The sequence below is a fragment of the Streptomyces sp. NBC_00669 genome (assembly GCF_036226785.1).
In the GTDB taxonomy this organism is placed as follows: domain Bacteria; phylum Actinomycetota; class Actinomycetes; order Streptomycetales; family Streptomycetaceae; genus Actinacidiphila.
This window is the reverse complement of sequence record NZ_CP109018.1, coordinates 2,177,496-2,203,963: the sequence shown is the minus strand read 5'-3', so window position 1 is coordinate 2,203,963 and position 26,468 is coordinate 2,177,496. Positions and strand designations below refer to the sequence as shown.

The window sequence follows — 26,468 nt, the reverse complement described above, 5'->3', positions numbered from 1 at the left end:
CCCGCCCGAGTCGGAAACCTCACCGACCCGAAGGAAATTCCGGCGGTCCCCGACGTCCCGTTCTCCGGTCCTCGGCGTACCGCCCCTCGGACCACGGGCGCTCCCCTTACCGCCGATTTACGGGGGTCCGGTGCAGGATGGAGGTGGATTCCCACAGCTCACGGAAGGAACAGCGCCTTGCGCGTACTGGTCGTCGAGGACGAGCAACTGCTCGCCGATGCGGTTGCCACCGGCCTGCGCCGCGAAGCCATGGCCGTCGACGTGGTCTACGACGGCGGTGCCGCCCTGGAGCGCATCGGCGTCAACGACTACGACGTGGTGGTGCTCGACCGCGACCTGCCGGTGGTGCACGGCGACGAGGTGTGCCGCCAGGTGGTCAGCCTCGGCCTGCCCATGCGGGTGCTCATGCTCACCGCGGCGGGCGACGTCAGCGACCGGGTCGAGGGCCTGGAGCTGGGCGCCGACGACTACCTGCCCAAGCCCTTCGCCTTCACCGAGCTGACCGCCCGGGTGCGCGCGCTCGGACGCCGTACGACGGCCGCCCTGCCGCCGGTGCTGGAGCGCTCCGGCATCCGGTTGGACCCCAACCGCCGGGAGGCGTTCCGCGACGGCAAGGAGGTCCACCTGGCGCCCAAGGAGTTCGCCGTCCTGGAGGTCCTGATGCGCAGCGAGGGCTCGGTGGTCTCCGCCGAGCAGCTGCTGGAGAAGGCGTGGGACGAGAACACCGACCCGTTCACCAACGTGGTGCGGGTCACCGTGATGACGCTGCGCCGCAAGCTCGGCGAGCCGCCGGTGATCGTCACGGTGCCCGGCTCCGGCTACCGGATCTGACCGCCATGGCCCACCTGTCCTCCCAGAACCCCGCGAGCCCGCCGCCGGCCCGGCCGTCCACCCCTCCGCGCCCCGCCTGGGACCCGCCGCCCGCCGAGTCCCCGCCGCCCTGGCTGCGGCCCACGATCCGGATACGCCTCACCGTGCTCTACGGCGGGATGTTCCTGATCGCCGGCGTCGTGCTGCTGTGGATCATCTACCTGCTGGCCGCCCAGGCCATCAGCAAGGGCTCCCAGCTGCCCTTCCAGATCGCCACGATCAACGTGACCCCGGGCAGCTGCATCACGGTCGACCAGAGCACCACCAGCGAACAGCTCCACCAGATGATCAGCTCCTGCATGCAGCACCAGCGGGACATCGCGCTCAACACGCTGCTCAAGCGCTCGCTGCTGGCCCTCATCGGCCTGGCGGTGGTCGCCTTCGCCTTCGGCTACGTGATGGCCGGACGGGTGCTGGCGCCGCTGGGCCGGATCACCCGCGCCGCCCGCGGGGTGGCCGGTTCGGACCTGACCCGGCGGATCGAGCTGGACGGCCCGGACGACGAGCTGAAGGAGCTGGCCGACACCTTCGACGAGATGCTGGAGCGGCTGGAGCGGTCCTTCACCGCCCAGCGCCGCTTCGTCGCGAACGCCTCGCACGAACTGCGCACCCCGCTGGCGATCAACCGCACCCTGCTGGAGGTGCAGCTCGCCGACCCGGACGCCTCGCCGGACCTCCAGCAGCTCGGCAAGACCCTGCTGTCCACCAACGAGCGCAGCGAGCAGCTCGTGGAGGGCCTGCTGCTGCTCGCCCGCAGCGAGAACGAGATCGTGGACCGCAAGGCCGTCGACCTCGCCGAGGCGGCCTCCAGAGCCCTGGAGCAGACCCGTGGGGAGGCGGAGGCGAAGGGCGTGGCCCTGCGCGAGTCGCTGGCCCCCGCGGTCGTCCAGGGCAACGGAGTGCTGCTGGAGAGGATCGCGCTGAACCTGGTGCAGAACGCCGTGCGCTACAACGTGCCGGCGGACGGCTGGGTCGATGTGACCACCAGCGCGGAGCACGGCCAGGCACTCCTGGTGGTGGCGAACACCGGACCGGTCGTTCCCGCTTACGAGGTGGACAACATGTTCGAACCCTTCCGCCGGCTGCGCACCGAGCGCACCGGCAGCGACAAGGGCGTCGGGCTCGGACTGTCCATCGCCCGCTCGGTCGCCAGAGCGCACGGCGGGGTGATCACCGCCGAGCCGCGCGAGGGAGGCGGCCTGGTCATGCGGGTCGCGATCCCGATGTGAGACCCGGTGAACTCCTGTGACAGGCTGTGAACCGCGTCACGCCCGGCCGAGCCCGACTCGCCGCGCCGACCGGGACGCTGTTCGCTTTGCGAGTAATCGGCACTTCTGGTGCGCTCGGCGCACACCTGTGATCGATTGCACACGGCTCTCTCACAGTGTGTACGCTCGGTGATCGCGGATCGGGGAGAAACGACCGTAAATTCCATGTTTCCGCAGGTCATGATCACGGGAAGTACACGGAGAGGCATCCATGGCGGATGACTTTCGGACCGCCACGGACCATGATCGGCCACCCTTGCACTCACCTCTTCGGGGGCGTCCTCGGGTGTCGATTGAGTAACGGGCCTTGATGTGAGGCAAAATCTCCGCCTCGGGTCGGGCACAAGTCCGGCCTCCCGCGCGTTACGGCGCTGGAGACACCACAGACACCCACAGGGGGAGAGCGAAATGGCTACGGATTACGACACCCCACGCAAGACCGACGATGACGTCAATGAGGACAGCATCGAGGAACTGAAGGCACGGCGGAACGAGAAGTCGACCTCCGCGGTCGACGTCGACGAGTTCGACCAGGCCGAGTCCCTGGAGCTGCCCGGCGCCGACCTCTCCAACGAGGAGCTGTCGGTCCGTGTGCTGCCCCGCCAGGCGGACGAATTCACCTGCATGAGCTGCTTCCTGGTCCACCACAGGAGCCAGCTCGCTGCCGAGAAGAACGGAAACCCCATCTGCCGCGACTGCGCGGCCTGACCGGCCGGCGCCGTGACCGGCTCACCGGATGAGCGTAGGAACGTCGAGCGGGGCCGTGCGGCCTCGCTCGCGGCCGCGACCGCCCGCGGGGTCACCCGGGGCGTCGGCGGCGGTGCCCGCGCGAGCGGGCGGCTGGCCAAGGCCGGCGCAGGGTCCGTCGCCGAGCGGCTGCTGGAGACCGCTCCGCGCATCCCCGTGCGCGATCTCGGCACGCTGCGCGCCCAGTTCCCCGGGCTCGGCCCCGACGAGATCGCGGACCGGCTGATCTCCGCCGCCGTGAAGGGCACCATGACGGTCGGCGCCGGTGTGGGCGCGGCCGCCATGCTGCCGGTCCCGCCCGCCATGCCCACCGAACTGGCCACCGAGACCCTGGGCGTGGCCGCCGTCGAGTACAAACTCATCGCCGAACTGCACGAGGTCTACGGCTTGCGCGTGCCCGGCAACGTCAGGGAGCGCGCCACCGCCTACCTGTGGTCCTGGACCGAGCAGCGCGGTATCGACGCGCTGAAGCTGTCGACCCTCAACGTGGCGCTCGGCACCAGCATGAAGCGGGAGATGCGCCAGCGCCTCCTGCGCCGCAGCCTCAGACACATGCCCGCGCTGACCCCGTTCATGATCGGCGCCGCTGTCGGCGCGGTGATGAACCGGCGCGACACCCGCAAGCTCGCCAAGCGGGTCCGCAAGGACCTGCGCGCGCACCAGTTGCCCTGGCCGCTGCTCGTGGAAAGCTCCGCGACCGCCGGGACCTCCGCGGCCTCAGGGATCGACGGCGACGCCGAGGAGCCCGGCCTGCCCGGCCGCACCCCGCCGCCCGAACTCCCCGGCCCCTCCGGGCTTTAGGCCCCGCGGGCCCGCACGCGGCCCTCCGCGGGCCGAGTCCCCCGCACCGGGCGGGGAAACCCCTAGCTCGCCTGGTCGGCCGTCCTGAGGGCGCCCAGTGCCTCGGCCAGCCGCTGCGGCGAGCGGGTCGACAGGTAGACGTACGGCGTCGGGTCCGCCGGATCGGTCACTTCCACCTTCACCGCGGTCGGCACGTAGGACCGCAGCAGCATGAAGGCCCGCGGGTCCGCCTTGTACGACCGCCAGGCCACCGCCTCCGCCGGGTCCAGCACCAGGGCGTCGCCCAGCGCCTCCAGCGGGATGCGCGCCTTGCCCGCGACCAGCGAACCGGCCACCACGCGGATGCGCGCGGACCCGTAGGAGCTGACCGTCATCATGGCCAGCGCCCCGCCCGCGACCAGGCCGCCGAGCATCGGGAGCAGGCCGAAGGGGAAGAAGACCAGGGCCAGGCCGACGCCCGCGCCGATGGCCATGAACCACCAGGAGCGCGGCACGGTGAGGCGTTCGTCGTAAGGCTGCGAAGCGGGCATGGCATAAGCGTGCCATGCCCGTCTGTGCCCGCGGGGCCGGGTGCGCGGGCGCGGTGGGGGCGCCGTCCTCACGGCTCCCGGGAGAGCCCGGGACCGCGCCCTCGCCTGCTCCGCGTGCGCCCCGCGTGTCCCGGCCGCCGGCTTCGCCGGGGAGCACCGTCCGGCGCCCGTTCGCGGGCGGCACGGTCGGACAGGGGCGCCCACACCTTCGCGCGATAAGGTCTGCGGCGTGAGTGCAGCCACAACACCCCCCAACGCGGGCCGACCGAGCCTGGCGCCGCCGCCCGGTGCCGTCGCGCCCGTACGCCATCCCGAGGCGCCCGCGCCCGGCGAACTGCTCGGCGCGCACTACGACCAGTGCTTCGGCTGCGGCGAATCCCAGCCGTACGGCCTGCGCCTGGCGGCCCGGGCCGGTGAAGGCGTCAGCGTCACCGCGGAGTTCACCGTCCAGCCCGCCCACCAGGGCGCGCCCGGCCTCGCGCACGGCGGGGTGCTGGCCACCGCGCTGGACGAGACGCTGGGCTCGCTGAGCTGGCTGCTGCGGGTCATCGCGGTGACCGGGCGGCTGGAGTCGGACTTCGTCCGGCCGGTCCCGGTCGGGGCGACCCTGCATCTGTCCGCGCGCTGCACCGCGGTGGACGGCCGCAAGATCTACAGCAGCGCCGAGGGCCGGATCGGTGGCCCGGACGGCCCGGTGGCGGTCCGCGCCGACGCCCTGTTCATCGAGGTGAAGATCGACCACTTCACCAGCAACGGCCGCGCCGACGAGATCCAGGCCGCGATGTCCGACCCCGACCAGGTGAAGGTCGCCCGCGCTTTCGAGGTGAACCCATGAGCAGGCCGCCGGTGGACGTGCTGCTGCGCCGGCTCGACGAGTCGGTGCCGGTCCCCGCGTACGCGCATCCCGGCGACGCGGGGGTCGACCTGATCACCACCGAGGCCGCCGAACTGGCGCCCGGCGAGCGGACGGTGCTGCCCACCGGCATCTCCCTCGCGCTGCCGGACGGCTACGCGGCCTTCGTCCACCCCCGCTCCGGCCTTGCCGCGCGGTGCGGGGTGGCGATGGTGAATGCCCCGGGAACGGTCGACGCCGGGTACCGTGGGGAGATCAAGGTGATCGTGGTCAATCTCGACCCGCGCGAGACCGTCAGGTTCGAGCCGGGCGACCGGGTCGCCCAACTGGTCGTCCAGCAGGTCGAGCGGGTCCGCTTCCACGAGGTCGCGGAACTGCCGGGATCTGCCAGGGCCGCGGGGGGCTTCGGCTCCACGGGGGGTCACGCCGCGGTGCAGACACCGTCGGCGGGCACGTCCAGCAACGGATACGCATCGGTCCTCAGCGACCGGGAAGGACAGTGACCGTGTTCCGTCGTCGCAAGGAGCGCGAAGACGCCATCGACGAGCTCGACGAGGCCGAAGGCCCGGAGGACTCGGCCGAGGACACCGCGGAGCCGGACGACTCCGAGGAGTCGTCCGACTACAACCTTCCGCCCGCCCCGCGGCCCGACGGCCCGTGGGACGTGAGCGAGGTCCAGGAGCCCGGCGAGGGCCGGGTGGACCTCGGTGGCCTGTTCGTGCCCGGTGTCGAGGGCATGGAGCTGCGGGTCGAGGTGGCCGGCGAGTCCATCGTCGCCGCGACCGTGGTGCTGCGGGACAGCGCCGTCCAGCTCCAGGCGTTCGCCGCCCCGAAGTCCGAGGGCATCTGGGGCGAGGTGCGCGAGGAGATCGCGTCGGGCATCACCCAGCAGGGCGGCATCGTCGACGAGGTCGAGGGCCCGCTCGGCTGGGAGCTGCGCGCGCAGGTGCCCGTGCAACTGCCCGACGGCACCAACGGGGTGCAGCTCGTGCGCTTCGTCGGCTGCGACGGCCCGCGCTGGTTCCTGCGCGGGGTCATCTCCGGCCAGGGCGCGGTGCAGCCCGCCGCCGCCGGCGTGCTGGAGTCGGTCTTCCGCGACACCGTGGTGCTGCGCGGCGAGGCGCCGATGGCGCCCCGCGACCCGATCGTGCTGAAGCTCCCGAACGACGCGCAGATGGTGCCGGACGGCGCCACGCCCGAGCAGAGCGAGCCGTCGAAGTTCGGTGACGGTATCGACCCGATGCGGCGCGGCCCGGAGATCACCGAGCTGCACTGAGCCGTCGCGGCCCGACCGCCGCCCGCCGTTGCCCGCTCCGGTCGCACAACTTCCTTGCGGGCAGGCGCGGTTCGGTGTTCGCCGCGTCAAGCACCCGCATCCACCCGGTCGTCGGCAGGTTCGACGGCCGGGTCGCTGCGTTCTCGGCCCCGCCCGCGCGGCGCCGCCGCGATCGTTATCCGGCGACCGGCTGGTTTCCGGGTGCCCGCGGCGTACCGTACGGATACGCGACGGCCGGGGATGATGACGGCGCGGCCCGGCACGGCCGGGAGACGGGCCGGCACGGGGGAGGAAGAGACATGAGCGAGCAGTCCGCCGACCAGGCGGGTACGGCGACCGCGATCGCCGAGGGGCCGGACGGCGGTGACATGGTCGTCGTCGAGGACCTGCGCCGCACCTACGGCTCCGGTGACACCGCGGTGGCCGCCCTGCGCGGGGTGTCCTTCCGGGTGCCGCGCGGCGAACTGGTCGCCCTGAAGGGCCGTTCCGGGTCCGGGAAGACCACGATCCTCAACCTGGTGGGCGGCCTGGACAGCCCGGACGGCGGCCGGATCAGCCTGGACGGCACCGACCTCGCCGGGCTCGGCGACGACGACCTGCTGGCGCTGCGCCGGGACCGGATCGGCTTCGTCTTCCAGTCCTTCGGGCTCATCCCGATCCTGACCGCCGCCGAGAACGTCGGCGTGCCGATGCGGCTGCGCAAGGCCCCGGCACGCGAGCGCGAGGAGCGGGTCGAGCTGCTGCTCGCCCTGGTCGGCCTCGCCGACCACGCCGCCCAGCGGCCGGGGGAGATGTCCGGCGGCCAGCAGCAGCGGGTGGCCATCGCCCGCGCGCTCGCCAACCGCCCGGTGCTGCTGATCGCCGACGAGCCGACCGGCCAGCTCGACGCGGACACCGGACTGGCGGTGATGGAGCTGTTGCGCGCGGTGGTGCGCAGCGAGGGCGTGACCGCGCTGGTCGCCACCCACGACACGCAGCTGCTGGCGCTGGCCGACCGGGTGCTGGAGCTGCGGGACGGGCAGATCGTCGACGCGGAGCAGCCGCAGCCGTAGCCGCAGCCGCAGCGGCAGCCGTGGCCAGGGCCGGCCGGGGCAGCAGGGCCAGCCGGGGCATGGGCGGGACGGGCCCCGGCGGGCCCCGGGACGGCCGCTCGCGCCCCTGCGTCGGGCCTCTGGTCCCGCGCGGGCATCCCGGTACCCTTGGCGTTATGAGTGGTGCCATCCGTTCCGACCGACCCGCGGGTCGCTTCCGTCGCATGCTCGACCGCTTGTCCTCCTCCCAGGAGGAACTGCACTCCGAGGAACTGCAACAGGACGCCCTCGCGGTCGGCTGCACACGGATCTGCGACTGCTCCGACCGACAGATCGTGTCCGTGACCGGTACGCTGCGTACGGTCACGCTCCGTCCTCGGGCCGGCGTGCCCGCACTGGAAGCCGAGCTGTTCGACGGTTCGGCCGCACTCGACGTGGTGTGGCTGGGGCGCCGCAGCATCGTCGGCATAGAACCCGGGCGCATGATCATCGCGTCCGGCCGGATCTCCATGAACCGAGGCCGTCCGGTGCTGTTCAACCCCAAGTACGAACTGCGTCCGGTCGGACAGGAGTAACCAGGTGACGTCGATCGACAACACGGATCAGACGGTGGGCGCCGATCCGGCGGCTCCGGACGGCTCCGGCGGGTCCCAGCGGCTCGACGGGGCGGGCGGAGCCGACGGCGGAGCGCAGGGCACCGAGGAGGCGGCCCGCGCGGTCACCGAGGCGGCGCTCTTCGAGGCGTTCGGCGGGGTGCGCGGCATGGTGGAGACCACCGTGCCCGGGCTGGTCTTCGTGGCGATCTACACGGTCAACCACGACCTCAAGAGCTCCGCGATCGCCTCGCTCGCGCTGTCCGTGGTGATGGGCGTGGCCCGGCTGCTCAAGCGCGACACCCTCAAGCACGCCTTCAGCGGCGTGTTCGGTGTCGCCTTCGGCGCGGTCTTCGCGATGATGTCGGGCAACGCGAAGAACTTCTACCTGCCGGGCATGCTCTACACCCTCGGCCTCGCGCTCGCCTACATCGTCACCGCCGCCGCCAAGGTGCCGCTGCTCGGCCTGATCCTCGGGCCGATCTTCAAGGAGAACCTCTCCTGGCGCACCCGCAACCCGGGCCGGCTGCGCGCGTACACCAAGGCGAGCTGGGCGTGGGGGCTGATCCTGCTCGCCAAGTCCGCGATCCTCTTCCCGCTCTACTGGTGGGGGAACGCCACCCAGCTCGGCTGGGTCAAGGTCGCGCTCGGCATCCCGCCGTTCCTGCTGTCGGTCTACCTGACCTGGATCTTCCTGGTGAAGGCGCCGCCGCCGATCGACGTGATCGCGGAGATGGAAGCGGCGGAGAAGGCGGAGAAGGCCGAGAAGGAGCGCCAGGCGTCCGCGTCGTCCTGACCGCCGGCCGTCCTGCCCCTCGGCGACGCGGCCGAGCACCGCACGTGCGCGGGCCCCGACCACCAAAGGTGGCCGGGGCCCCTGCACGTGTCCGCGGGTCTACGCCCGCGGTCCGGTCCCGGCTACTCCTCGGCGGAGCCGTCCTGGACCGACAGCAGGTCCTCCAACTGCTCCTCGCGGTGCGGCGCCGCCACGAACAGCAGCTCGTCGCCGGCCTCCAGGGCGTCGTCCTTGGACGGCGTGAGCACCCGGTTGCCGCGGATGATCGTCACCAGCGAGGTGTCGGTCGGCCACTCCACGTCACCGACCCGGGTGCCGACGAGCGCGGCCTCCTCGGGCAGCGTCAACTCCACGAGGTTCGCGTCACCCTGGCTGAACCGCAGCAGCCGGACCAGGTCGCCGACGCTGACCGCCTCCTCGACCAGCGCCGACATCAGGCGCGGCGTGGAGACCGCGACGTCGACGCCCCAGGACTCGTTGAACAGCCACTCGTTCTTCGGGTTGTTGACGCGCGCGACGACCCGCGGGACGCCGTACTCGGTCTTGGCCAGCAGCGACACGACCAGGTTCACCTTGTCGTCGCCGGTGGCGGCGATCACGACGTTGCAGCGCTGTAGCGCGGCCTCGTCGAGCGAGGTGATCTCGCAGGCGTCGGCGAGCAGCCACTCCGCCTGCGGGACCCGCTCCACCGAGATGGACGTCGGGTTCTTGTCGACCAGCAGCACCTCGTGGCCGTTCTCCAGCAGTTCCCCGGCGATGGAGCGGCCGACCGCGCCGGCCCCGGCGATGGCGACCCTCATGACTGCGCCTCCTCGGGCCCCTTGGCGAACGCGGCCTCGACGTCGGCGACACCGTCGGTGCGCATCATGACGTGCACGAGGTCGCCTTCCTGGAGCACCGTCTGCGAGGTCGGGAGCATGGCCTCGCCGAGCCGGGTGAGGAACGCCACACGGACGCCGGTCTCGTCCTGGAGCCGGCTCACCTTGTGGCCGATCCAGGCGGCGGACGTGTGCACCTCGGCGAGCTGCACCCCGCCGCTGGGGTCGCGCCACAGCGGCTCCGCGCCCGACGGGAGCAGCCGGCGCATCATCTGGTCGGCGGTCCACCGCACGGTGGCCACCGTCGGGATGCCCAGGCGCTGGTAGACCTCGGCGCGCTTGGGGTCGTAGATCCGCGCCGCCACGTTCTCGATGCCGAACATCTCGCGGGCCACCCGGGCCGCGATGATGTTGGAGTTGTCGCCGCTGCTCACGGCCGCGAAGGCACCCGCCTCCTCGATTCCGGCCTCACGCAGCGTGTCCTGGTCGAACCCGACTCCGGTCACCCGGCGCCCGCCGAACCCGGAGCCGAGGCGGCGGAACGCCGTCGGGTCCTGGTCGATCACCGCGACCGTATGACCATGCTGTTCGAGGGAGTGCGCGAGAGCTGAACCCACTCGCCCGCATCCCATAATCACGACGTGCACGACCGTCCTTCCGGCTGCCAACATTTGACGACTGAGTCTGACGACTGCTGAGTCCGACTGATGCGACTAGGACCGTGAAACCAGGAGCCGTCGTCGTAAAAGTTGGTCCAAGACTCTCAGACCGGGGGCCCAAGCTCCACACGCGCGGGGTGGCGTGGAAGTTCCGTGGGAGCGGGGACGCAGGTTCTTCACACTCGGTCCGGTACTCGGGCGCACGGGTGGCATGCCCATCCCTTAACATCGCGGGGTGTCCAAACTGACCGACCTGCCGAAACGGATTCTGATCGGCCGGGCGTTGCGCAGCGACAGGCTGGGCGAGACGCTGCTGCCCAAGCGGCTCGCGCTCCCCGTCTTCGCCTCCGACCCGCTCTCCTCGGTCGCCTACGCGCCCGGTGAGGTGCTGCTGGTCCTTTCGATCGCCGGCATCTCCTCCTACCACTTCAGCCCGTGGATCGCGGTCGCGGTGGTGGTGCTGATGTTCACCGTGGTCGCCTCCTACCGGCAGAACGTGCACGCCTACCCCTCCGGCGGCGGCGACTACGAGGTCGCCACCACCAACCTGGGGCCGAAGGCGGGCCTCACCGTCGCCAGCGCGCTGATGGTCGACTACGTGCTCACCGTCGCGGTGTCGGTCTCGTCCGGCATCGAGAACCTGGGCTCGGCGGTGCCGTTCTTCGTCACCCACAAGGTGCTCGGCGCGGTCGGCATGATCGTGGTGCTGATGCTGATGAACCTGCGCGGGGTACGGGAGTCGGGCACGATCTTCGCGATCCCGACCTACGCCTTCGTCTTCGGCGTCTTCTGCATGATCGCCTGGGGCATCTTCAAGATCGCCACCGGGCACGACATGAACGCGCCGACCGCGCACTACACGATCCACGCCGAGTCACCGGGCATCGGCGGATTCGCCCTGGTCTTCCTGCTGTTGCGGGCCTTCTCCTCCGGATGTGCCGCGCTCACCGGCGTCGAGGCGATCAGCAACGGCGTGCCGGCCTTCCGGAAGCCCAAGTCGAAGAACGCCGCCACCACGCTGGCGGCCATGGGCCTGCTGGCGGTCACGATGTTCTGCGGGATCATCGCGCTGGCGATGAACACCCATGTGCGGATGGCCCAGAACCCGGCCACGGACCTGCTCGACCACGGCAAGCCGCTGGGCAGCCACTACACCCAGGACCCGGTGATCGCGCAGGTCGCCGAGGCGGTCTTCGGGCACAACTCGATCCCGTTCATCTTCCTGGCCGCGGTCACCGCGCTGGTGCTCTTCCTCGCCGCGAACACCGCCTACAACGGCTTCCCGGTGCTCGGCTCGATCCTCGCGCAGGACCGCTACCTGCCCCGGCAGCTGCACACCCGCGGCGACCGGCTCGCCTTCTCCAACGGCATCGTGCTGCTGGCCGGCTTCGCCGCCGTGCTGGTCTACATCTACGGCGCGAACTCCACCCGGCTCATCCAGCTCTACATCGTCGGCGTCTTCGTCTCCTTCACGCTCAGCCAGACCGGCATGGTGCGGCACTGGAACCGCCATCTGCGCACCGAGACCGACCCGGCCAAGCGCCGCCACATGCACCGCTCCCGCGCGATCAACACCTTCGGCGCCTTCCTCACCGGCCTGGTGCTGGTGATCGTGCTGCTCACCAAGTTCACCCACGGCGCCTGGGTGGCGGTGCTCGGCATGGTGGTCTTCTTCGCCACCATGACCGCGATCCGCCGGCACTACACCCGCGTCGCCGAGGAGATCGCCGCCGACGACGAGCCCGGCGACGACTACGTCCGCCCGTCCCGGGTGCACTCCATCGTGCTGGTCTCCAAGCTGCACAAGCCCACCCTGCGCGCCCTGTCCTACGCCAAGTTGATGCGCTCCGACAGCCTCGAAGCCCTCAGCATCAACGTCGACCCCCAGGACACCAAGGCGCTGCAGGCCGAGTGGCAGAGCCACGGCATCGATGTGCCGCTGAAGGTCCTCGACTCGCCCTACCGCGAGATCACCCGCCCGATCATCGACTACGTCAAGGGCCTGCGCCGCGACAGCCCCCGCGACGTGGTCAGCGTCTACATCCCCGAGTACGTCGTCGGCCACTGGTACGAGCACCTGCTGCACAACCAGAGCGCGCTGCGGCTCAAGGGCCGGCTGCTGTTCAGCCCCGGCGTCATGGTGACCTCCGTGCCCTGGCAGCTCGACTCCTCCGAGGTGGCCCGCGCGCGGGCCCGCCGCCGTGCGGACTGGAGCGCGCCCGGTTCCATCCGCCGGGGTCCGGTCGGGCCGCCGCGGTCCGACCACCGCGAGCACACCACCCCAGGCAGCGGGCAGAAGTAGCCCGCGGCCCGACGACGGCCGAGGGTGGTCGGCCCGGGTCCCGCCGCGGGTGGGGCCGGCCCCGGTGGTCGGCTGGGGTCGGTCGGTCGCGGTCGGCCGGTTGGTCGCGGTCGGTTGGTCGGTCGTCGCGGTCCGTCGGCCGTGAGCGGTCAGCGGCGGGTGGGCGCGCACGTAGACTGGGCGGTCGCCGTCCCCCGCCGACCAGACCGGCGATCCGCCTCGCCGTCCACCCCAGGAGCAGCGCCGCCATGCAGACCGATTCCGCCCCCTCGCTGGTCGGCCACGAGTTCGAGGTCGAGGTCGGGCCGGTCGCACACGGCGGCCACTGCGTGGCCCGCACCGAGGCCGGACAGGTGCTCTTCGTCCGGCACGCCCTGCCCGGCGAGCGGGTCGTGGCCCGCGTCACCGAGGGCGATCAGGACTCCCGCTTCCTGCGCGCCGACGCCGTACGCGTCCTGGAGCCCGGCAAGGACCGCGTCGAGCCGCCGTGCCCGTTCTCGGGACCGGGCCGCTGCGGCGGCTGCGACTGGCAGCACGCCACCCCCGGCGCCCAGCGACGGCTCAAGGCCGCCGTACTCACCGAACAGCTCGCCCGGCTGGCCGGCCTCACCCCCGAGGAAGCGGGCTGGGACGGCACCGTCGCGCCCGCGCCCGGCGACAAGGTGAGCCAGGCCGACCTGGACGCCGGCGCCCCCGCCGTGCCCGCCTGGCGCACCCGCGTGCAGTACGCGATCGACGCCGAGGGGCGGGCCGGGCTGCGCAAGCACCGCTCGCACGACGTCGAGGTGATCGACCACTGCCTGATCGCCGCGCGCGGGGTCAGCGAACTCGGCGTCGAGGCCCGCGACTGGCCGCAGATCGCCACCGTCGAGGCGATCGCCGCCACCGGCTCCCACGACCGCCAGGTCGTGCTCACCCCGCGGCCCGGCGGCCGGCTGCCGATTGTCGAACTCGACAAGCCGGTGTCCGTCCAGCGCATCGGCGAGCGGGACCACGCCGTGCACCGGGTGCACGGCCGCCCGTTCGTCCGGGAGCGCGCCGCCGGCCGCACCTGGCGGGTCGGCGACGGCGGTTTCTGGCAGGTGCACCCGAAGGCCGCCGACGTCCTGGTCGAGGCCGTCATGCAGGGCCTGATGCCGCGCAAGGGCGACATGGCGCTCGACCTGTACTGCGGGGTCGGCCTCTTCGCCGGCGCGCTCGCCGAACGTGTCGGGGAGCGCGGCGCGGTGCTCGGCGTCGAGTCCGCCAAGCGCGCGGTCGAGGACGCCCGGCACAACCTCCAGGACCTCGACCGGGTCAGGATCGAGCACGGCAAGGTCGAGCAGGTGCTGCCCCGTACCGGCATCACCGAGGCCGACCTCGTGGTCCTCGACCCGCCACGGGCCGGGGCCGGCCACGCCACGGTCCGGCAGATCGCCTCGCTCGACGCCCGCCGGATCGCCTATGTCGCGTGCGACCCCGCGGCCCTGGCCCGGGACCTGGCGTGGTTCGCCGAGGAGGGCTACCGCCCGTTGCGGCTGCTGGCCTTCGACCTCTTCCCGTTCACCCACCACATGGAGTGCGTGGCGATCCTGGGCCCGGCCGCGAAGAGCTCCTGACCCGCGGGTCGCGCGGGCTCGGACGCCGGGCGAGGCCGGAGCGGCGCGGGGGCGCAGGCACATCAGCCGCGTGTTCCTCAAGCTCGGCCTGCCGCGGAGCGACAGCGGCCACCGCAGGGTGCTCACGATCTCCGTGGTCCTCGCGGCCTCGCGATCTCCGTGGTCCTCGCGGCCTTCGCCTGCCTGAACACGAGATCCCTCACACGAGGGATGAGCGCCGGACCGGCGAGCCGCCCCGTACGGCCGGGGGAGTCCACGGCGCCAACTCCCCTTTGGCTCACGCGTGTTGTGGCGAAGGGTCGGAGTCTCGCAGGGCTTGACGCCGGGCTCGCGCGGGCTCCCGAACCGTGGATCTGCCTGCCGCGCGCGCCGTGTCCGCGCGGAAACCCTTGCTGCCCGGTGCTCTTGACGGGGCACCACCTCACTCGTAGGGTCCCGGACAACCGACATCTGATGTCGTTCATCAGTTATCAGATGTTGTCCGGGAGTTCGCGCTGTTCCGGCGCCGTGCACCTGCCGTCCGTCGATCCAGCACCCCCACCCCCCGAGGAGCCCGCTGTGACCGAAAGATCCCCGCACCTCCGTCCGCCGCGCCGGAAGGAGCGGCCGGCGCGGACCGCGCACCGGAAGGCGTCGCCACAACGGCTGTTGCTGCTGCTGGTCGCCGTACTGGCCGCCCTGGTGGCGCCGTTGGCCACCGCGGCGCCCGGCAGCGCCGCCACCGGAACCCAGTCGGCGGTGGGCAGCCAGGACTGCAACAGCAGCAGAATCCGGTTGGAGCTGCTCAACCCGACCACGTCAGCGACCACGTTCACCGTGACGTGGAGCGGGTACGGCAGCTGGACGCCCTCGGTCGCCGCGGGCGACCGCACCGACCTGTTCTTCACCAAGACCAGCGGTACCGCGTACTCCTTCCACATCACCACCCCGCAGGGCCTGGACACCACGGTGGCCGGCACGCTCGACTGCGGTACGGCCCTGGGGGCGCAGGTCAGCCTGGACTGCCCGCGCAACACGGACGGTTCGCAGCCCGCCACCCATGTGCTGCGGATGACGCTGGTCAACCACTCCGCCGCCGCGCAGGTGTTCACCGTCGCCTGGCCCGGCCGCAGCGGCAGCGCCTGGACCCGGACGCTCGCGGCCGGCGCTTCGGACGCCACGCTGCTGTGGACGGTGCCGAACGGCACGCCGTACTCGTTCACCACGACGACGGCGAGCGGCTTCAGCCGTACCGAGTCGGGCGCCGCGACCTGCGGCCTGGCGGCCGGCACGCCGGGGATGAACGCGCAGACGCTCTTCAGCACGACGACCCCGATCGAGGGGCTCAACCGGCAGTCCGCCGACGGCTCGACGTACGAGACGTACACCGGCACGGCGGCCTCGGTCCGTATCCCCGCGATGGCAGTCACGAACTCCGGCACGGTCCTGGCGATGGCCGACGCCCGGGTGGACGGCAACTCCGACCTCGGCGGCGGCACCAACAACATCCAGACGGTCATGCGGCGCAGCACCGACGGCGGCGCGACCTGGTCCACGCCGAAGGTGGTGCTGCACGCGCCGACCACCAGCGAGGGCTACGGCGACGCGAGCCTGCTGGTCGACCGGACCGCGGGCCCGCACGGCACGGTCTACCTCTTCGACAACTACTCGCCCGCCCCCGGGGTCGGCTACTACGGTTCCGCGGCCGGCTCCAACTCGGCGACCGACACCACCGCCATGCACATCCGCTACATCACCTCGACCGACGACGGTCTGACCTGGAGCGCTCCGGTCGACCTCAACCCGCAGGTGAAAAGCGTGAGTTGGGCGGGCATGTTCGCCTCGTCGGGGCACGGCATCCAGCTGGCGAGCGGCCGCCTGGTGCAGCCGATCGTCTACCGGGAGGGCGGCGCCGACCACGCCGCCGACATCTACTCCGACGACCACGGCGCCACCTGGCACGCCGGCCCCGCGGCCGCGACCGGCGTCAACGAGAGCAAGGTCATCCAGCGCGGCGACGGCAAGGTGGTGCAGAACCTCCGCTCGAACAGCGGCGGCAACCGCTGGTACGCCACCGCCGGCGACGCCTCGCCCGCCGGTGCGACCGACGTGGCCAGTGACTTCGGCCCGGCCTGGAACTCCGGTCTGGTCGACCCGGGTTGCAACGCCGACGAGATCTCCTACCTCAAGCCGACCCAGGTGGGCTCGACCGGGGCCCCGCTCACCACCCCGGTCACGCTGGCGAGCAACAACGCCTCGGCGAGCAGCCGTTCGGAGCTGACCGTGCGGGTCAGCCAGGACGACGGGGCGAGTTGGCCGTACCAGGCCCTGGTCAAGTCCGGGGACGCGGGCTACTCGACGCTCGCCGTCCTGGGCAGCGGCGCCGCCGCCGACCTCTACGAGATCGGCGACACCGGCGGCATCGTCTACTCCGACTTCACCCTCGACTGGGCGAAGCAGGACCACTGACGGCCGCTGCGTGAGCGCTTCCGGCGGCCGGCTCGGCCGGCTCGGCTGACTCGGGAGGTTCGGGAGGTTCGGGAAGTTCCGGAGCGAGAGCACGCGGTTCGGGAGCGGCGGGGCCAGGGCCCAGCCGCTCCCGGACCCACACCAGTTGCCGGGCCCGGTGGAACTCCCCGCCGCCCTCATGCCCGTTGAAGGGGTAGACCGCCAACTCCTTGGGGCCGGCGTACGCGTGGTAGGCCGCTATGCAGGTGGACGGCGGGCAGATCTGGTCCATCATCGCCACCGAGAACAGGGCCGGGGCGGTGGCGCGGGGTGCGAAGTGCAGGCCGTCGAAGTGGTCGAGTTCGGCGAAGAGTTCCTCCGCGCGCTCCCGGTGCAGGGCGAGGTAGGAGGCGATCTCGGTGTACGGCGGCAGGGCGGCGCGTTCGGCGCCGCGCCGGATGTGGCACAGGAAGGGGACGTCGGCCATGACCCCGGCGAGTCCCGGTACCAGGCCCGCCGCGGCCAGCGCGATGCCGCCGCCCTGGCTGAAGCCGGTGATCACGATCCGGTCGGGGTCGATCTCCGGGTGGCTGCGGGCGGCTTCCACGCAGCGGGCCGCGTCGGTGAACAGCCGCCGGTAGTAGTGGTCGTCCAGCCGGCCGGTGCCGCGGGTGAGGAAGCCGGGCACGGGACCGTGCCCGGTGCCGCCGCCGTCGGGGGTCGCGCCGGGCGCCGCCGACCAGCCCTGGCCGCGGGTGTCCATGACCAGGTGGGCGTAGCCGGCCGCGGCCCAGGTCAGGTTCTCGTGCGGCAGTCCGCGGCCGCGCCCGTAGCCGAGGAACTCCACGACGCAGCCGAGCGGTCCGGCCGGGGCGGCGGGCAGCCGCAGCCAGCCGCGGACCGGTTCGCCGTCGTATCCGGTGAAGGTGACATCGCTCACGCGGACCGCGGGCAGTCCGGCGTCGACGGCGTCGAACCGCGGTGGCCGTGCGGCCCGCGCGGCCTCTTCCAGGGTCCGGGTCCAGAACGCGTCGAAGCCGGCGGGCGCGGGCTGCTCGGCGCGGTACTCCAGGCATTCCGCCAGGGTGAGGTCGGTCAGGGGCACGCCGGGCTCCTCGCAGGGGCAGGGTGGGACATCTGATGTCTGATGTCCCTCTCCGGCGGGAATCTAGGCGGAGTCCCCGGCGGCGTCAAGGCGGCGCCCGACCCGGCGGGGTGCGATGACGGCGGTCTCCCGACCTGCGGACCTGTCGCCCTCGCCGCCCTTGCCGCGCTTCCCCGCGCGGCTCCCGGTGCCGGCCGCGGCCCCTGTTCCGGGCGCCGTTCCGGCCGCTGCCCCGGCGCCGTCCTCCCGCGGCCCGGCGGAGCGGGCGTCGGCGATCCGGCGGCGCACCGGCGCGTAGTGGTCGGAGACGGCCGCGGCGAAGGCCGCCGCGTCCCGGGCGCGGGCGGCCTCGACGATCCGGCGGTGGTGGTGCACCGTCTCGACCTCGTCGGCCCGGCTGATCCCGTTCAGGTGCGGGGCGACGATGATGTAGACGTCCCAGAACGCGGCGGAGAGCTGCCCGATCAGCTCGTTGCCCAGCGGGGCGACCAGGAGCGCGTGGAAGGCGCGGTCGGCCTCGACGAAGCCGGTGCCGTCGCCGCTGCCGGACGCCTCCATGTCGTCGACCAGGGTGTCGAGGGTCTCCACCTCGGCGGCGTCGAGCGCGGCCACGATCCGGTCGGCCATGCCGCGCTCGAACAGCTCGCGCATGTCGGCCAGCTCCAGCATGAGCTGCATGTCGTCGTCGCGGTCGAGCAGGCCACGGAACGTGAGGCTCTCCACCAGCGCGGACAGCCCGAGCCGTCCCACGTAGGTGCCGTGGCCCCGGCGGACCTCCACGATGTCGAGGACGTCCAGGGTCTTGACGGCCTCGCGGACGCTGGACCGGCTCGCGTCCAGTGCCTCGCAGAGCTCGTTCTCGGTGGGCAGGAGGTCGCCCGGACGGAGCCCATTGTCCAAGATGTAGCGTTTGATGCCTTCGCTGACCTCGTGCATCAGCAGGCGGCGGCCCCGCCCGTTGCCGGAGTTACGACTTGCGTCCACCCCTTGACCCCTCTCGTCCTGACGACTACGGTCCACCCTACCAGGCATCAGACATCTGATGTCGTATGTTGCGCAGAGTGTTCCCGACGTTCGGCCTACCCTTACCGAAAATCCGTTCGGCAGACACCCCGGCGTCCAGCCTCGTCACCGTCCATTCCTTCCTTGTTCCGGAGGTTCCTGTGTCTTCTCGACGGACACCCGCCAGAGTCGATCGCCGTGCTTTCCTGCGGTATTCCGGTGCGGTCGGCGCGGCGGCCGCCTTCACCGGCACCCTCGCCGCGTGCGGCGGACCCTCCTCGACCACGGACAGCGGCTCCGGTTCCGGCAGCGGAACGGCCGGCAACACGATCACCGCGGGTATCTCGTACGCCCTGTCCACCGGGTTCGACCCGATGACCTCCTCCGGCGCCACCCCGGTCGCGGCCAACTGGCACGTCTTCGAGGGGCTGGTGGACCTCAACCCGGTCACCCTGTCGGCCCGACCGGCGCTGGCCACCGCGATGCCGACCAAGGTCGACGCGACGACGTACCGTGCCACCCTGCGCGAGGGCGCGACCTTCCACGACGGCTCCGCCGTCACCTCGGACGACGTCGTCTTCAGCGTCCAGCGCATCCTGGACCCGAAGAACGCGTCCCTGATGGCGCAGTTCCTGCCGTTCCTCGACTCCGCCCGCGCGGTGGACGCGCACACGGTCGAGTTCAAGCTGAAGTACCCGTTCGCGCTCTTCCCCTCCCGGATATCGGTCGTCAAGGTCGTGCCGAAGAAGATCGTGCAGGCCGACGAGAAGGCGTTCGACGCCAAGCCGGTCGGCTCGGGCCCGTACGCGCTGGTGTCGGCGACCCGTGAGGACAAGATTGTCTTCAGGAAGTACGCCAAGTACAACGGACGTTACCCGGCCAAGGCCGCGACGATGACATGGAACCTGCTCTCCGACGCCTCCGCGCGGGTCAGCGCGATGGAGTCCGGCCGGGTCGAGGCCATCGAGGACGTGCCGTACATCGACATGGCCGGCCTGAAGCGCAAGTCGACCGTCGAGTCGGCCTCGTCCTTCGGCAACCTCTTCCTGATGTTCAACTGCCGGAAGAAGCCGTTCGACGACCCGCGGGTGCGCCAGGCCCTGCACTACGCGCTGGACACCGAGAAGATCATCGCCACCGCGATGTCCGGCCAGGCCACCCCGGCCAGCGGCTACCTCCAGCCCAGCCACCCCGACTACGTCAAGGCCAGTACCGTCTACGGCCACGACCCGGCCAAGGCCAAGGCGCTGCTGAAGGCCGCCGGCGTCAGCGGCCTGAAGGTCACCGTGCTGACCACCGACACCTCCTGGGTGCAGGACATCGCGCCGCTGGTGAAGGAGAGCTGGGACTCGGCCGGCATCAAGACCACCCTGAGCATCGGTCAGTCCTCGGCCCAGTACGCGAAGATCGACACGGGCGACTACGACCTGCTGGTCGCGCCCGGCGACCCGTCGGTGTTCGGCAACGACGTCGACCTGCTCATGCGCTGGTTCTACGTCGGCACCTGGCCCGAGACCCGCTACCACTGGTCGGGCACCGCCAAGGGCAAGCAGGTCGTCTCGCTGCTGGACCAGGCCGCCCGCAGCGACGACGCGAAGGCGCGCGCCGCCCTGTGGTCCCAGGTCACCGACATCGTCGCCGACCAGGTACCGCTCTACCCGATCCTGCACCGCAAGCTGCCCACCGCGTGGAACGGGCACGCCCTGACCGGGTTCAGCCCCGTGCCGACCACGGGCCTGTCGTTCCTCGGTGTGTCCCCGGCCTGAGCCGCCGGGCCGGCGCCTGTCCCGCCAGTCGCCGGCCCCGCACCACCAGTCGTCCAGGACCTACCGCTAGGAACACCCGATGTTCGCTTTCCTCCGGCTCGCGCTGCGCCGCGTGGCGATCATGCCGGCGATGATCCTCGGCATCACCCTGCTGGTCTTCGTCGTGCTCCAGTTCTCTCCCGCGGACCCCGCCTACAACGCGCTGGGGGAGAACTCGACCGCCGCGGCCCGCGCGGCGTTCGCCCAGGCGAACGGGCTCAATGACCCGCTGCCCGTCCGCTACTACCACTTCATCGTGCAACTGCTGCACGGCAACCTCGGCGTGACGGTGCCGCCGAGCCAGCCGGTCGCGCACCGCATCGCCGTCGCGTTCCCGCTCACCTTGCAACTGACGCTGCTGGGGCTGCTGATCGCGATCGTGCTCGCGGTCCTGCTCGGCGTGATCGGCGCGGTGTACCGGGACCGCTGGCCCGACCACGTCTTCCGCGTGGTGTCGATGGCCGGTGTCGCGGTGCCCTCCTTCTGGCTGGGCGTGCTGCTGATCCAGCGGTTCGCCCTGGACAGTTCGTGGTTCCCGACCGGCGGATACGTCAACCCGGGCGACTCCTTCACCGGCTGGCTGCGCTGCATGACGCTGCCGTCGATCTCGCTCGCGGTCCCGGTCGCGGCCTCGCTGGCCCGGCTCATCCGCACCTCGATGGTCACCGAACTCGACCGCGACTACGTGCGCACGGCCACCGGCAACGGCCTGCCACCGACGCTGGTCATCCGCTCCGTGCTGCGCAACGCGCTGGTCACGCCGCTCACCGTGCTGGGCGTCAAGGTCGGCTACCTGCTCAGCGGCGCGGTCGTGATCGAGACGATCTTCGACCTTCCGGGCATGGGCAAGCTCATCCTGGAGGGCGTCACCGGTGGCGACGTCGCCCTGGTGCAGGGCACCGTCCTGACGATCGCGCTCGCCTTCCTGGTCGTCAACGTCGTCGTCGACCTGCTCTACCTGCTGGTCAACCCGCGCATCAGGACGGTGTGAGATGTTCCTGTTCACTGGCCCCCAACGCATCGTGGCCAAACTCTCCCGCCCGGGCATCCGCTTCCGCGCACTGCCCCTGGCCTCGCGGATCTCGCTCGTCGTCCTGCTCGTCGTGGCGCTCGCCGCGGTGTTCGCGTCCTTCATCGCGGACAACCCGCTGACCACCGGCATCCCGGTCCAGGCGCCGAGCGCGCACCACTGGTTCGGCACCGACCGGGTCGGCCGCGACATCTTCGCCCGGGTCGTCTACGGCTCCCGCTACTCCCTGGTCATCGGCCTGGGGTCGACGGCGGTGGCCGTCGTGGTCGGCGCGATCCTCGGCTCGCTGGCCGCCACGTCGCCCAAGTGGGGCGACGAGACGGTCATGCGGGTGCTGGACGTCGTCATGTCCTTCCCGCCGATCGCGCTGGCCGCGGTGCTGGTCACCGTCTTCGGCTCCAGCGTGCCGGTCCTGATCTTCACCATCGCGTTCGTCTACGTGCCCTCGCTCGCCCGGGTGGTGCGCGCCAACGTGCTCGCGCAGTACGGCGAGGACTACGTCGCCGCGGAGAAGGTCATCGGCGCCCGGCGCGCGTACATCGTGCTGCGGCACGTGGCCGTCAACTGCGCCGCGCCCGTCATGGTGTTCGCCACCGTCCTGGTCGCCGAGGCGATCATCTTCGAGGCGAGCCTCTCCTTCATCGGCGCCGGTGTGCAGGACCCCGAGCCGAGTTGGGGCAACGTGCTCTCCTACGGCCGGCAGATCCTGCTCTCCGGCGGCTGGTGGGCCACGTTCTTCCCCGGGCTGGTGCTGCTGATCACCGTGCTGGCGCTGAACATCCTGTCCGAGGGGCTGACCGACGCGTCCGCGTCGCCGGGTGCCGCACGGGTGGAGCCGGTGGCGACGGCGGTGGTCGCGGGGGGCGACGCGTCGCAGGCATCGGTGGAGGTGCCGGCGGAGAAGTCGGCGGAGCCGGTGGGGTCGGTGGCGGGTGTGGCGGGTGCGGCGGGCTCTGCGGGCTCGGCGGGCGGGCCGGCGAAGGGCGGGGCGTCCGAGGCGGGCACCGTACCCGCGGCGAAGGGCGGGGCGTACGACGACCGTGCCGACGTCGAGCGCAGCCTCGTCCTGCTCGCCGAACGCATGACCACCCATCCGCCGGTGATCCGGCCGGTCCCGGCCGACGCCCCCGACCTGCTGACCGTCCGCGACCTGTCGATCCGCTTCCCCGACCGCTACGGCGACGTCCCCGTCGTCGACGGCATCTCGCTGACCGTCCGCGAGGGCGAGACCCTCGGCCTGGTGGGGGAGTCCGGCTGCGGCAAGAGCATCACCAGCCTCGCCGTGATGGGCCTGCTGGCCCGCAATGCCGAGGCGAGCGGAACCATCGAGTACCGCGGCCAGGACCTGCTCGGCCTCGCCCCAAGGCAGCGCCGCGCGCTCGCCGGCAGCGAGATCGCGATGGTGTACCAGGACGCCATGTCCTCGCTCAACCCGTCGGTGCTGGTCGGCCGCCAGTTGCGCCAGCTCACCTCGCGCGGCGGCACCCGTACTCCGGCCGAACTCCTCGAACTGGTCGGGCTGTCCCCCGAGCGCACCCTGCGCAGCTACCCGCACGAGCTGTCCGGCGGACAGCGCCAGCGGGTGCTGATCGCGATGGCGCTGTCCCGCAGCCCCCGGCTGCTCATCGCCGACGAGCCGACCACCGCGCTCGACGTGACCGTGCAGGCGCAGATCGTCGAACTGCTGGTCCGGCTCAGGGACGAGCTCGGCTTCGCGATGATCCTGGTCTCCCACGACCTGGCCCTGGTCAGCGGGCTCGCCCACCGGGTCGCGGTGATGTATGCGGGGCAGGTCGCCGAGACCGGCGACACCCGCGCGCTGCTCACCGACCCCGCCCACCACTACACCCGCGGGCTGCTCGGCTCGGTCACCTCGCTGGAGTCGGGCGCGGCCCGGCTGCACCAGGTGCACGGTGTGGTCCCGGCGCCGCAGTACTTCGGCGCCGGCTGCCGGTTCGCGTCCCGCTGCGAGGCGGCGACGGAACTGTGCCGCACCCAGGCGCCCGGGCTCGGCGGACGGCCTGGCGCGGACGAGGAACCCGGCGGCGAGGCGGGACGGCACGGCTTCGCCTGCCACCACCCGGCCGAACCCGTACTGCTGCAAAGGAGCGGACGATGATCCGGCTCGAAGACGTCCACGTCCGGCACCGGGCCCGGGGCGGCGGCCTGTTCAAGCACGACGCCGTGCACGCGCTCACCGCGGCCGAACTGACCGTGGAGCGCGGTGAGATCGTCGGCCTGGTCGGCGAGTCCGGCTGCGGGAAGTCCACGCTGGCCCGCGTCCTGATCGGACTGCAGCGGCCCACCGAGGGCCGGGTGCTGTTCCGCGGCGAGGACCTGTGGGACATGCCCGCCGCCCGGCGGCGCACCGAGTTCGGGTCGTCGGTCGGGGTGGTCTTCCAGGACGCCTCGACCGCGCTGAACCCGCGCATGCCGGTGGGCCGCATCCTGCGCGACCCGCTGGACGTGCACCGGCGCGGCACGGTCCGCGACCGGGAGCGCCGGGTCGTCGAACTCCTCGACCTGGTCGGGCTGCCCAGCCACACCCTGCACGCGTTGCCCGGCCGGCTCTCCGGCGGGCAGCGCCAGCGCGTGGCCATCGCCAGGGCACTGGCCCTGGGCCCCGAGCTGATTGTCGCCGACGAACCGACCAGCGCCCTGGACGTGTCCGTACGCGCCCAGGTGCTCAACCTGCTGATGGACCTGCGCGCCGAACTCGGCCTCGGCATGGTCTTCATCTCGCACGACATCCAGACCGTCCGGCACCTGTCCGACCGGCTGGCCGTGCTCTACCTCGGCCGCATCGTCGAGGAGGGCCCGGCGGAGCAGGTCTCCAAGAAGCCGGCCCACCCGTACACCGAGTCGCTCTTCTCCGCCACGCCCAGCCTGCTGGAGACCACCGAGCGGATCGTGCTGAACGGTCCCGTCCCCTCAGCCACCCGCCCGCCGAGCGGTTGCCCGTTCCGTACCCGCTGCTGGAAGGCGGACGACGCCTGCGCCGACGTCTTTCCGGCGCCGACCGCGGACGGCTCGCACCGCTGGCACTGCGTACATCCCCAGATCCCCGCACCGGCGGCCACCGCCACGCGGCCCGCTACAAGGAGCAGTTCGTGAAGCCCCGCACCACCCCCTTCTCGGGGGTCATCCCGCCCGTCGTCACCCCGCTCGCCGCTGACGGCACGGTGGACACCGTGTCGTTGGAACGCGTGGTCCGGCACCTCATCGACGGTGGTGTCGACGCGCTGTTCGCGCTGGGCAGCTCGGGCGAGGTCGCCTACCTGACCGACGACCAGCAGGAAATCGTCCTCGACGTGGTGGTCAAGACCGCGGCCGGGCAGGTCCCGGTGCTGGCCGGCGCCATCGAGACCACCACCAACAAGGTGATCGAGCGCGCCAGGAGCGCGACCGCGAAGGGTGTCTCGGCGATCGTCGCGACCGCGCCCTTCTACACCCGCACCCACCCCACCGAGATCGACCGGCACTTCCGGCAGATCGCCGCGGCCTGCGAACTGCCCGTGCTCGCCTACGACATACCGGTGTGCGTGCACAGCAAGCTCTCCCGCGAACTGGTCCGCACCCTCGCGGCCGACGGCGTCCTCGCGGGTGTGAAGGACTCCAGCGGCGACGACGTGTCCTTCCGTCAGCTCGCCCTCGACCTGCGTGACCAGTCCGGCTTCGCGCTGCTCACCGGGCACGAGGTCGTCGTCGACGCGATGCTGCTGGGCGGCGCCGACGGCTCGGTCCCGGGCCTGGGCAACGTCGACCCGCACGGCTACCGGCGGCTGCACGACGCCGCCTCGCGCGGTGACTGGGCCGCCGCCCGGGCCGAACAGGACCGGCTGGCCCGGCTCTTCGAGATCGTCGCCGTGGCCGACCCGGCCTCCGCCTCCGGAACGGCCGCCGGGCTCGGCGCGTTCAAGACCGCGCTCGCCGTCCTCGGGGTGATCTCCGCGAACACCGTCAGCCCGCCGATGCGCCCGCTGACCGCCGAGGAGACCGACCGCATCACCGCCATCCTCGAACAGGCGGGGCTGCGATGACGCTGCTCGCCGGGGTGGACATCGGCGGCACCAAGACGGCCGCCGCCCTGATCACCCCCGAGGGCACGCTGCTGGAACGCACCTCCCTCGCCACCCCCGCCGCCCAGGGCCCCGCCGCCGTCCTCGACGCGGCGGCCCGGGCGGTGGCCCAGCTGGGCCGGCCGGTGGCGGCGGTCGGCGTCGGCAGCGCGGGCGTCATCGACCCGCACACCGGCCGGGTCCGGTCGGCCACCTCCGCACTGCCCGGCTGGGGCGGCACCGACCTGCGCGGGCTGCTCGCCGGCCGGCTCCAGGTCCCCGTCGCGGTGGACAACGACGTCAACGCCCACGCGCTCGGCGAACACTGGCTCGGCCTCGCCGCCGGCCACGCCTGCGTCCTGCTGCTCACCGTCGGCACCGGGGTGGGTGGTTGTCTCCTTGTCGACGGCCGCGTCCACCACGGCGCCGGCGGCGCGGCCGGTGAAGCCGGCCACCTGCCGGTTCCGGCCGCGGCCGGTCTGCCCTGCCCCTGCGGCGGCCACGGCCACGCCGAGGCCGCCGCCTCCGGACCGGCGATGACGGCCGCCTACCGGCAACTCGCCGCCGCACCGGACGCGACCCTTCCGCGGATCAACTCCCTCGCGGAGGAAGGCGATCCGACCGCCCGGACCGTGCTGCGCACCGGCGCCACCGCGCTCGGCGAGGCCATCGGCGGTCTCGTCAACGTCCTCGCCCCCGACCTCGTCATCCTCGGCGGCGGCGTCAGCCGCTCCGGCCCCGTCTGGTGGGACACGCTCCGGGAGACCGTGGCCGCCCACCTGCTACCCGCGGTGGCCGACACCCCGGTGCGCGCGGGCGCGCTCGGCGACGACGCGGCGCTGTACGGTGCCGCGTTCCTCGGGCGGGAGGTGCTGGCATGAGCGGGCACGACCGTCCCG

The 26,468-nt window shown here is 72.2% G+C and carries 23 protein-coding genes and 1 pseudogene; 19 read left to right on the top strand and 5 right to left on the bottom strand.

What is annotated here, in order from left to right; all coding sequences use genetic code 11:
- Positions 1-177 precede the first annotated feature (177 nt).
- The 4 genes from OG896_RS08765 (at position 178) to OG896_RS08750 (ending at position 3,686) form a co-directional block, all read left to right on the top strand.
- Positions 178-831: a response regulator transcription factor gene (locus tag OG896_RS08765; RefSeq protein WP_328470351.1), complete on the top strand. Its 654-nt coding sequence runs from the start codon at positions 178-180 to the stop codon at positions 829-831.
- 5 nt (positions 832-836) lie between these two features.
- On the top strand, positions 837-2,099 hold the full coding sequence (locus OG896_RS08760) for a sensor histidine kinase (RefSeq protein WP_329363932.1): 1,263 nt from the start codon (positions 837-839) through the stop codon (positions 2,097-2,099).
- 447 nt (positions 2,100-2,546) lie between these two features.
- Positions 2,547-2,846 (top strand): DUF4193 domain-containing protein, encoded by a 300-nt coding sequence (locus OG896_RS08755; RefSeq protein WP_103884889.1) that lies wholly within the window; start codon positions 2,547-2,549, stop codon positions 2,844-2,846.
- Positions 2,847-2,858: 12 nt separating this feature from the next.
- Positions 2,859-3,686: a hypothetical protein gene (locus OG896_RS08750; RefSeq protein WP_329363930.1), complete on the top strand. Its 828-nt coding sequence runs from the start codon at positions 2,859-2,861 to the stop codon at positions 3,684-3,686.
- Between the two features lie 62 nt (positions 3,687-3,748).
- On the opposite strand, the gene OG896_RS08745 is transcribed toward OG896_RS08750, so the two are convergent.
- Positions 3,749-4,216: a DUF3093 domain-containing protein gene (locus OG896_RS08745; RefSeq protein WP_329363928.1), complete on the bottom strand. Its 468-nt coding sequence runs from the start codon at positions 4,214-4,216 to the stop codon at positions 3,749-3,751.
- A 229-nt stretch (positions 4,217-4,445) separates the two neighbouring features.
- Here OG896_RS08745 and OG896_RS08740 point away from each other — a divergent pair, with 229 nt between their 5' ends.
- From OG896_RS08740 to OG896_RS08715, 6 genes are all read left to right on the top strand, one after another.
- Positions 4,446-5,051 (top strand): PaaI family thioesterase, encoded by a 606-nt coding sequence (locus tag OG896_RS08740; protein WP_328470359.1) that lies wholly within the window; start codon positions 4,446-4,448, stop codon positions 5,049-5,051.
- On the top strand, positions 5,048-5,572 hold the full coding sequence (gene dut, locus OG896_RS08735; protein ID WP_329363926.1) for a dUTP diphosphatase: 525 nt from the start codon (positions 5,048-5,050) through the stop codon (positions 5,570-5,572). The genes OG896_RS08740 and dut overlap by 4 nt, the downstream gene beginning before the upstream one ends.
- Positions 5,573-5,574: 2 nt before the next feature.
- On the top strand, positions 5,575-6,345 hold the full coding sequence (locus OG896_RS08730) for a DUF3710 domain-containing protein (protein ID WP_329363925.1): 771 nt from the start codon (positions 5,575-5,577) through the stop codon (positions 6,343-6,345).
- A gap of 299 nt (positions 6,346-6,644) precedes the next feature.
- The gene (locus OG896_RS08725) at positions 6,645-7,397 is read left to right on the top strand and encodes an ABC transporter ATP-binding protein (protein WP_329363924.1); all 753 of its coding nucleotides are present in this window, start codon (positions 6,645-6,647) and stop codon (positions 7,395-7,397) included.
- Between the two features lie 155 nt (positions 7,398-7,552).
- Positions 7,553-7,951 carry an OB-fold nucleic acid binding domain-containing protein gene (locus OG896_RS08720; protein WP_328470367.1) on the top strand — a complete coding sequence of 133 codons (399 nt, stop codon included), beginning with the start codon at positions 7,553-7,555 and terminating at the stop codon, positions 7,949-7,951.
- 4 nt (positions 7,952-7,955) lie between these two features.
- Positions 7,956-8,765, top strand: a complete 810-nt coding sequence (locus OG896_RS08715; RefSeq protein ID WP_329363922.1) for a DUF3159 domain-containing protein — start codon at positions 7,956-7,958, stop codon at positions 8,763-8,765.
- Between the two features lie 122 nt (positions 8,766-8,887).
- Here OG896_RS08715 and OG896_RS08710 read toward each other — a convergent pair whose 3' ends face one another.
- Together OG896_RS08710 and OG896_RS08705 are read right to left on the bottom strand one after the other, a co-directional pair.
- Positions 8,888-9,565 (bottom strand): potassium channel family protein, encoded by a 678-nt coding sequence (locus OG896_RS08710; protein WP_329363920.1) that lies wholly within the window; start codon positions 9,563-9,565, stop codon positions 8,888-8,890.
- The gene (locus OG896_RS08705; protein ID WP_329363918.1) at positions 9,562-10,230 is read right to left on the bottom strand and encodes a potassium channel family protein; all 669 of its coding nucleotides are present in this window, start codon (positions 10,228-10,230) and stop codon (positions 9,562-9,564) included. Before OG896_RS08705 ends, OG896_RS08710 begins: the two co-directional genes overlap by 4 nt.
- 247 nt (positions 10,231-10,477) lie before the next feature.
- Between OG896_RS08705 and OG896_RS08700 the strand changes: the two genes are divergently transcribed.
- The 3 genes from OG896_RS08700 (at position 10,478) to OG896_RS08690 (ending at position 16,590) form a co-directional block, all read left to right on the top strand.
- On the top strand, positions 10,478-12,544 hold the full coding sequence (locus tag OG896_RS08700; RefSeq protein WP_329363916.1) for an APC family permease: 2,067 nt from the start codon (positions 10,478-10,480) through the stop codon (positions 12,542-12,544).
- Positions 12,545-12,792: 248 nt separating this feature from the next.
- Positions 12,793-14,142 (top strand): class I SAM-dependent RNA methyltransferase, encoded by a 1,350-nt coding sequence (locus OG896_RS08695; RefSeq protein WP_329363915.1) that lies wholly within the window; start codon positions 12,793-12,795, stop codon positions 14,140-14,142.
- A 558-nt stretch (positions 14,143-14,700) separates the two neighbouring features.
- Positions 14,701-16,590, top strand: a complete 1,890-nt coding sequence (locus OG896_RS08690) for an exo-alpha-sialidase (RefSeq protein ID WP_329363913.1) — start codon at positions 14,701-14,703, stop codon at positions 16,588-16,590.
- Here OG896_RS08690 and OG896_RS08685 read toward each other — a convergent pair.
- Entirely contained in the window at positions 16,559-17,674 is a 1,116-nt protein-coding gene (locus OG896_RS08685) for an acetylxylan esterase (RefSeq protein WP_329363911.1), read from the bottom strand. The genes OG896_RS08690 and OG896_RS08685 overlap by 32 nt on opposite strands.
- A 252-nt stretch (positions 17,675-17,926) precedes the next feature.
- Positions 17,927-18,610, bottom strand: a pseudogene (locus OG896_RS08680) (FadR/GntR family transcriptional regulator); the annotation flags it as partial.
- A 227-nt stretch (positions 18,611-18,837) separates the two neighbouring features.
- Between OG896_RS08680 and OG896_RS08675 the strand changes: the two are divergent.
- The 6 genes from OG896_RS08675 (at position 18,838) to OG896_RS08650 (ending at position 26,450) form a co-directional block, all read left to right on the top strand.
- Positions 18,838-20,442: an ABC transporter substrate-binding protein gene (locus tag OG896_RS08675; protein WP_329363909.1), complete on the top strand. Its 1,605-nt coding sequence runs from the start codon at positions 18,838-18,840 to the stop codon at positions 20,440-20,442.
- Between the two features lie 79 nt (positions 20,443-20,521).
- On the top strand, positions 20,522-21,472 hold the full coding sequence (locus tag OG896_RS08670) for an ABC transporter permease (protein WP_328470385.1): 951 nt from the start codon (positions 20,522-20,524) through the stop codon (positions 21,470-21,472).
- 1 nt (position 21,473) lies between these two features.
- Positions 21,474-23,630: a dipeptide/oligopeptide/nickel ABC transporter permease/ATP-binding protein gene (locus tag OG896_RS08665; protein ID WP_329363908.1), complete on the top strand. Its 2,157-nt coding sequence runs from the start codon at positions 21,474-21,476 to the stop codon at positions 23,628-23,630.
- The gene (locus OG896_RS08660) at positions 23,627-24,625 is read left to right on the top strand and encodes an ABC transporter ATP-binding protein (protein ID WP_328470389.1); all 999 of its coding nucleotides are present in this window, start codon (positions 23,627-23,629) and stop codon (positions 24,623-24,625) included. Before OG896_RS08665 ends, OG896_RS08660 begins: the two co-directional genes overlap by 4 nt.
- Positions 24,622-25,551, top strand: coding sequence for a dihydrodipicolinate synthase family protein (locus tag OG896_RS08655; protein WP_329363906.1), 930 nt, complete (start codon positions 24,622-24,624; stop codon positions 25,549-25,551). The genes OG896_RS08660 and OG896_RS08655 overlap by 4 nt, the downstream gene beginning before the upstream one ends.
- Positions 25,548-26,450 carry an ROK family protein gene (locus tag OG896_RS08650; RefSeq protein WP_329363904.1) on the top strand — a complete coding sequence of 301 codons (903 nt, stop codon included), beginning with the start codon at positions 25,548-25,550 and terminating at the stop codon, positions 26,448-26,450. Before OG896_RS08655 ends, OG896_RS08650 begins: the two co-directional genes overlap by 4 nt.
- Positions 26,451-26,468: the final 18 nt, after the last annotated feature.